This is a genomic window from Pseudonocardia lacus, from assembly GCF_018531445.1.
Classification (GTDB): domain Bacteria; phylum Actinomycetota; class Actinomycetes; order Mycobacteriales; family Pseudonocardiaceae; genus Pseudonocardia; species Pseudonocardia lacus.
Map to the genome: position 1 here is coordinate 1 of NZ_JAHDTH010000312.1, position 5,994 is coordinate 5,994.

Annotated in this window: 6 protein-coding genes and 2 pseudogenes; 1 reads left to right on the forward strand and 7 read right to left on the reverse strand. The window is 73.3% G+C overall.

Going from position 1 to position 5,994, the window contains the following annotated elements; genetic code table 11:
* The 7 genes and pseudogenes from KIK08_RS36495 to rpsB all read right to left on the reverse strand — a co-directional run.
* Positions 1 to 530: hypothetical protein (locus tag KIK08_RS36495; protein ID WP_214407885.1), on the reverse strand; the 530-nt coding region annotated here is incomplete at its 3' end.
* A gap of 42 nt (positions 531 to 572) precedes the next feature.
* Positions 573 to 1,298 (reverse strand): class I SAM-dependent methyltransferase, encoded by a 726-nt coding sequence (locus KIK08_RS36500; protein ID WP_308258120.1) that lies wholly within the window; start codon positions 1,296 to 1,298, stop codon positions 573 to 575.
* Positions 1,295 to 2,140 (reverse strand): phosphatidate cytidylyltransferase, encoded by an 846-nt coding sequence (locus KIK08_RS36505; protein WP_214407890.1) that lies wholly within the window; start codon positions 2,138 to 2,140, stop codon positions 1,295 to 1,297. Before KIK08_RS36505 ends, KIK08_RS36500 begins: the two co-directional genes overlap by 4 nt.
* Positions 2,141 to 2,174: 34 nt before the next feature.
* Positions 2,175 to 2,732, reverse strand: coding sequence for a ribosome recycling factor (gene frr, locus KIK08_RS36510; RefSeq protein ID WP_214407886.1), 558 nt, complete (start codon positions 2,730 to 2,732; stop codon positions 2,175 to 2,177).
* A gap of 77 nt (positions 2,733 to 2,809) precedes the next feature.
* Positions 2,810 to 3,538, reverse strand: a pseudogene (gene pyrH / locus KIK08_RS36515) (UMP kinase); the annotation flags it as partial.
* A 106-nt stretch (positions 3,539 to 3,644) separates the two neighbouring features.
* A complete protein-coding gene (gene tsf / locus KIK08_RS36520) occupies positions 3,645 to 4,460 on the reverse strand; it encodes a translation elongation factor Ts (RefSeq protein ID WP_214407887.1) in 816 nt (271 codons plus the stop codon).
* Positions 4,461 to 4,546: 86 nt separating this feature from the next.
* A complete protein-coding gene (gene rpsB / locus KIK08_RS36525; protein ID WP_214407888.1) occupies positions 4,547 to 5,440 on the reverse strand; it encodes a 30S ribosomal protein S2 in 894 nt (297 codons plus the stop codon).
* Positions 5,441 to 5,788: 348 nt separating this feature from the next.
* On the opposite strand from rpsB, the pseudogene KIK08_RS36530 reads away from it, so the two are divergent.
* A pseudogene (locus KIK08_RS36530) lies at positions 5,789 to 5,994 on the forward strand (hypothetical protein); the annotation flags it as partial.

A 5,994-nucleotide genomic window follows, 5' to 3' on the forward strand; every position in this document is an offset into this window, starting at 1 on the left:
CGGCGGCGGGGGTCGAGCAGGCCGCCGCGGTGCGCGGCGACCAGCCAGAACAGCAGGCCCGCGAGCAGGCCGACCACGCCGACCGGGTAGATCGTGCCGGCCGAGCGCAGGGCCAGCACGGCCCCCGTCGCGCCCAGCACCAGCATCAGCCCGCCCACGGCGACCAGCGGGCGCTCGTCGAGCACCGAGGCCAGCGAGATCGACGCCAGGCCGACCAGGACCGCACCCACCGGGACGACGAGCTCGCCGAGGCCGAAGAACCCCAGCACGCTGCCCGAGACCGCCAGCAGCGCCGCGGTGACGACCACGGTGCGCAGCAGCCTCCCGCGGGCCCCGGACGGCAGCCGCGAGCCGGTGCCGTGCCGGCGGCGCAGGGCCACCAGCAGCCCGCCGCACAGCCCGAGCCCGACGGCCAGCACCAGGGTGCCGGTGCCCCCTTCCAGGGCCGTGGTGCCGACCGTCCACCATGCGGCGGCGACGACGGGCTCCATGTACGGGACCGGGACGGGGCGCGCAGCCGGTTCACGCATGCCCCCACGGTATCCGGATCCGGGCACGCGGCGGCGGCGGCCTCAGGGCAGCCGGATGCCGCCGACCCGCTGCACGTGCACGCGGTAGCCGACGTCGAGCGACGCGCCGGTCGTCTCGGCGACGGCCCGGGCGGCGACCCGCGGGGTGAACTCGATGCGCAGCACCGACTCGAAGGTCTCCCGGTCGGGGAAGGTCCACCGCGCGATCACGCGGCGCAGCGCGAAGCCCTCCCGGGCGAAGAACCGTTCCACCGCGGCCGGGTCGTAGTGCGGGATGTCGGCGCGCATCCAGTCGCCGTAGGGGGCGACGGTGGCGTCGAGGTCGACGATCGCGATCGTGCCGCCCGGGCGCAGGACGCGGCGGGCCTCGGCGAGACCGGGCTCGCAGCCGGGGCCGAAGAAGTAGGCGGTGCGGGCGTGCACCAGGTCGACGCTCGCGTCGGGCAGCGGCAGGTCGGCCGCCCCGGCCAGCAGCACCGTGGCGTCGTCGCCCACCCGCCGGCGGGCGCGCTCGACCAGCGGCGCGTACGGCTCGACGCCGGTGACCGACGCGGCCTCGGCCGCGAACCGGGGCAGGTGGAAGCCGTCGCCGCAGCCCACGTCGAGCACGTCGGCGCCGGCCCACGGCGCCAGCTCGCGCAGCGCGGCCCAGAGGGCGCCGTCGGCGTCCTGGGCCTCGTTCTCCCGCTCGTAGACCTCCGGCCAGTGCCAGATGTTCGGGCTCGGGATGGGCCGCTCGGGTGCGGCCCGGCGACGCGACGACCTCACCCGACGGGGACCAGCAGGCCCAGCACGGCCCAGCTGACCACGGCCGTGGGCAGCAGCGAGTCCATCCGGTCCATCAGGCCGCCGTGACCGGGCAGCAGGGTGCCCATGTCCTTGATGCCCAGGTCGCGCTTGATCATCGACTCGACGAGGTCGCCGAGGGTGGCGGTGACGACGAGCAGGGCGCCGGTGAGCACGCCCGCCCACCACTGCCCGCCCAGCAGCAGCCACACCGAGAGCGCGCCCGCCGCCATGCCCGCGATCTGCGAGCCGGCGAAGCCCTCCCAGGACTTCTTCGGGCTGATCGTCGGGGCCATCGGGTGCCGCCCGGCCGTCACCCCGGCCACGTAGCCGCCGATGTCGGAGGCCACCACGCAGATCATGAACGTGAGCACCCGGCCCACGCCGTCCTCGGGGACGGTCAGCAGGACGGCGAACGAGCAGAACAGCGGCACGTAGGCCGCCACGAAGAGCCCCGCCGTGACGTCGCGGACGAAGTGCGCGGCGCCCGCCCGCATCCGCCACAGCATGACCGCGATGGCGGTGAGCGCGAACGACACCGCCTGCCCCGCCGCGCCGAACGGCCAGGCCAACCACACCATCGCCTGGCCGCCGACCAGCAGCACCGGCAGCGGGACCTCGATGCCCACCCCGCGCCGCATGGCCCGGGCGAGCTCCCAGGTGGCCACCAGCGTGGACAGCGACAGCACGCCGATGAAGAAGTGCCGCTCGACCAGCAACGAACCGAGGATGACCGCGCCCAGCCCGGCCCCCACGGCGACCGCCGCACCCAGGTTCCGCCCGGCGCGCGACGGGCGCCGGGCCGGCGGCACGACCGCGGGCATGTGGTCGGAGGAAGATGCGGTCACGGACGGCGTCTCATACCTCGAGCAGTTCGGTTTCCTTGTGCTTGACCAGGTCGTCGATCTGGTGCACGTACCGGTCGGTGGTGCCCTGCAGCTCCTTCTCCGCGCGGGACACCTCGTCCTCGCCCGCCTCGCCCTCGCGGACGATGCGGTGCAGCTCGTCCATCGCCTTGCGGCGGATGTTGCGCACCGTCACCCGGGCGTCCTCGCCCTTGCCGCGGGCGACCTTGACCATCTCCCGGCGGCGCTCCTCGGACAGCGGCGGGATGACCACCCGGATGATCTGGCCGTCGTTGCTGGGGTTGAGCCCCAGGTCGGAGTCGCGGATCGCCTTCTCCAGCTGCCGGAGCTGGCTGGCGTCGTAGGGCTTGATCACCGCCATCCGGGCCTCCGGCACGTTGATGGAGGCCAGCTGGTTGATCGGCGTCGGCGCGCCGTAGTAGTCGACCACGACGCGGGAGAACATGTTGGGCGTCGCCCGACCGGTGCGCACGCTGGCCAGGTCGTCCTTGGCCACCGCGACGGCCTTCTCCATCTTCTCCTCGGCGTCGAACAGCGCCTCGTCGATCACGGCTGCTCCCTACCTTCCTGCCCTGCGCTCGAAGCGGCGCGCGATCCGGTGGCGGATCCCGCGCCGGCCGCCCAGTCGGGCGTGCTGACCAGGGTCCCGATCCTCTCACCGCGCACGGCCCGCGCGATGTTGCCCTCGATCAGCAGGTTGAACACGATGATCGGCATCTTGTTGTCCATGCAGAGGCTGAACGCCGTGGCGTCGGCGACCTTCAACCCCTGCTCGAGGACCTCGCGGTGGGAGATCTCCTCGTAGAGCTTGGCGTCGGCGTCGACCTTCGGGTCGGCGGTGTAGACGCCGTCGACGCCCTTGGCCAGCAGCAGCGCCTCGGCACCGATCTCCAGGGCGCGCTGGGCCCCCGCGGTGTCGGTGGAGAAGTACGGCATCCCGACCCCGGCGCCGAAGATCACGACGCGGCCCTTCTCCAGGTGCCGGATGGCCCGGCGCGGGATGTAGGCCTCGGCGACCTGCCCCATGGTGATGGCGGTCTGCACGCGGGTGTCGATGTGGTGCTCGCGCTCCAGGAAGTCCTGCAGGGCGAGGCAGTTCATCACGGTGCCGAGCATGCCGATGTAGTCGGCGCGGGCCCGGTCCATGCCGCGCTGCTGCAGCTCGGAGCCGCGGAAGAAGTTGCCGCCGCCGATGACGACGGCGACCTGCGCGCCGCCGGACACGACGTCGGCGATCTGGCGGGCGACGGTCTCCACGACCGTCGGGTCGACCCCGACGGCGCCGCCGCCGAACATCTCGCCGCCGAGCTTGAGCAGCACGCGGCGGAAGCCGGGGCGGGTGCCGTCGAGGCCGATCCTCAGGTCGCTCACGCTCTCCCTCGCTTACGCTCGATCGGCGCTGCGCGGGCGCTGTGTCATTGATTCGCTCGCAAGCTCGCTCATCGCGTCGTCGGGCCGGCCGTCAGGCCTGGCCGACCTCGAAGCGCACGAACTCCTTGACCGTGACGCCGGCGTCGTCCAGCAGCGCCTTCACGGTCTTCTTGGAGTCCTGCACCGAGGCCTGCTCGAGCAGCACGACGTCCTTGTAGAAGCCGTTGATCCGGCCGTCGACGATGCGCGACAGGACCTGCTCGGGCTTGCCCTCCTCGCGGGCGGTGGCCTCGGCGATGCGGCGCTCGTTCTCGACGACGTCGCCGGGGACCTCGTCGCGGGTGAGGTACTGCGGGCGGGCCGCGGCGATGTGCATCGCGACGCCCTTGGCCACGTCCTCGTCCGCGCCGTCGTAGGCGACCAGCACGCCGATGGCCGGCGGCAGGTCCGAGGCGCGGCGGTGCAGGTAGAGCGCGACCGGGCCGTCGACGTGGACGTAGCGGCGCAGCTCGAGCTTCTCGCCCAGGCGCGCGGACAGCGCCCGCACGGCGTCGTCCACGGTGCCGCCGTCGACCTTGGCGGCCTTGAGCGCCTCCAGGTCGGCGGGCTTCTCGTCGACCGCGACGCGCAGGACCTTGTCGGCGAGCTCCTGGAAGTCGGCGCTCTTGGCGACGAAGTCGGTCTCGCTGTCCAGCTCGACCAGCGTGCCGCCCTCGGCGGCCACCAGCCCGTTGGCGGTGTCGCGCCCGGCGCGCTTGCCGACGTCCTTGGCGCCCTTGATGCGCAGCAGCTCGACGGCCTGCTCGACGTTGCCGCCGGACTCCTCGAGGGCCTTCTTGCAGTCCATCATCCCGGACCCGGTGAGGTCGCGGAGCTTCTTGACGTCGGCGGCGGTGTAGTTCGCCATCGTGGTGCCTTCTCGTCCGTTCTCGGTGGGGCAGGTCGCGAGGAGGTCGCGGGCGGGACCCGTGGTGGGCCCCGCCCGCGACGTCGTCAGCTCGCGGTCTGCTGGGTGCCGTTGCTGGTGGTGGCCGGAGCCGCCTCGGCGGTCGGGTTCGGGCCGTCGGCGGTCGCGCCGGGCGCGGTCAGGCTGGCGCCGTCGGAGCCGGTGCCGCTGGTCAGCAGCTCCTGCTCCCACTCGGGCAGCGGCTCGGCCGGGGTGCCCTCGGCGGGCTTGTCCTCGCCCTCGCCGCGACCGCGCGAGCGGGCGACCAGGCCGTCGGCCGCGGCGCGCGCGATGACCTTGGTCAGCAGCGCGGCGGAGCGGATCGCGTCGTCGTTGCCCGGGATCGGGTAGTCGACCTCGTCGGGGTCGCAGTTGGTGTCGAGGATCGACACGACCGGGATGCCCAGCTTGCGGGCCTCACCGACGGCGATGTGCTCCTTCTTGGTGTCGACCACCCAGACCGCGCTCGGGACCTTGCTCATGTCCCGGATGCCGCCCAGGGTCTTCTCGAGCTTGTCCTTCTCGCGGGTGAGCATGAGGATCTCCTTCTTGGTGCGACCCTCGAAGCCCCCCGTCTGCTCCATCGACTCCAGCTCCTTGAGCCGCTGCAGCCGCTTGTGCACGGTCTGGAAGTTGGTGAGCATGCCGCCCAGCCAGCGCTGGTTGACGTAGGGCATGTTCACCCGGCCCGCCTCGTCGGCGATGGCCTCCTGGGCCTGCTTCTTCGTGCCGACGAACATGATCGTGCCGCCGTGCGCGACGGTCTCGCGCACGAACTCGTAGGCCCGGTCGATGTAGGACAGCGTCTGCTGCAGGTCGATGATGTAGATGCCGTTGCGCTCGGTGAGGATGTAGCGCTTCATCTTCGGGTTCCAGCGGCGGGTCTGATGCCCGAAGTGCACGCCGGAGTCCAGCAACTGCTTCATGGTGACGACGGCCACGGCCGGTGCTCACCCTCTCGTTCGGCGTGGTCGCCCGGCGGCCACGCGTGCGGTTGTGCGGGCGCCGGTCGGCGACACCGCCCTGGTGCTCGCACCGGCGGCCGGACCCGGTCGCGGGGACCGGGACCGCCCGTCCGCCGTTTGCTCCTGCCCAGGGGCCGATCGGCCGCGGGGCGCGGAGGGCGAGCACGCGAAGTCGGCCCGACTTGCGTCGAGCCGCACCACGAGTCTACGCCGCGGCCCGCCAGCAGCTCATCCGGTGCCCCGAGTTGTCCACATCGAGGCCCTCCATCCACAGATCCGCGGTTGGCGGCCCCGCCGACACGGGCGTCGACGCACGCTGTCGGCATGTCCGGAACCACACCGCGCGCCCTCCCCGCCACCCCCACCGCCCCGCCCCGGCGTCGGCGACCGAGCCGGTTCGCCGAGCGCGCCATGCGCCCGTGCGGGCTCGGGACGGGCCGCGGTGCGGCGCCAGGTCGACCGCCCGACCCGCCCGACCCGCCCGACCCGCCCGACCGGGAGCGCCGCCGGGTCCGCGCCGCGGCGACCCT

Bases quoted from the DNA above. Each gene is read 5' to 3' on its own strand.
- KIK08_RS36505 (WP_214407890.1), bottom strand. From the start codon at position 2,140: ATGCCCGCGGTCGTGCCGCCGGCCCGGCGCCCGTCGCGCGCCGGGCGG.
- tsf (WP_214407887.1), bottom strand. From the start codon at position 4,460: ATGGCGAACTACACCGCCGCCGACGTCAAGAAGCTCCGCGACCTCACC.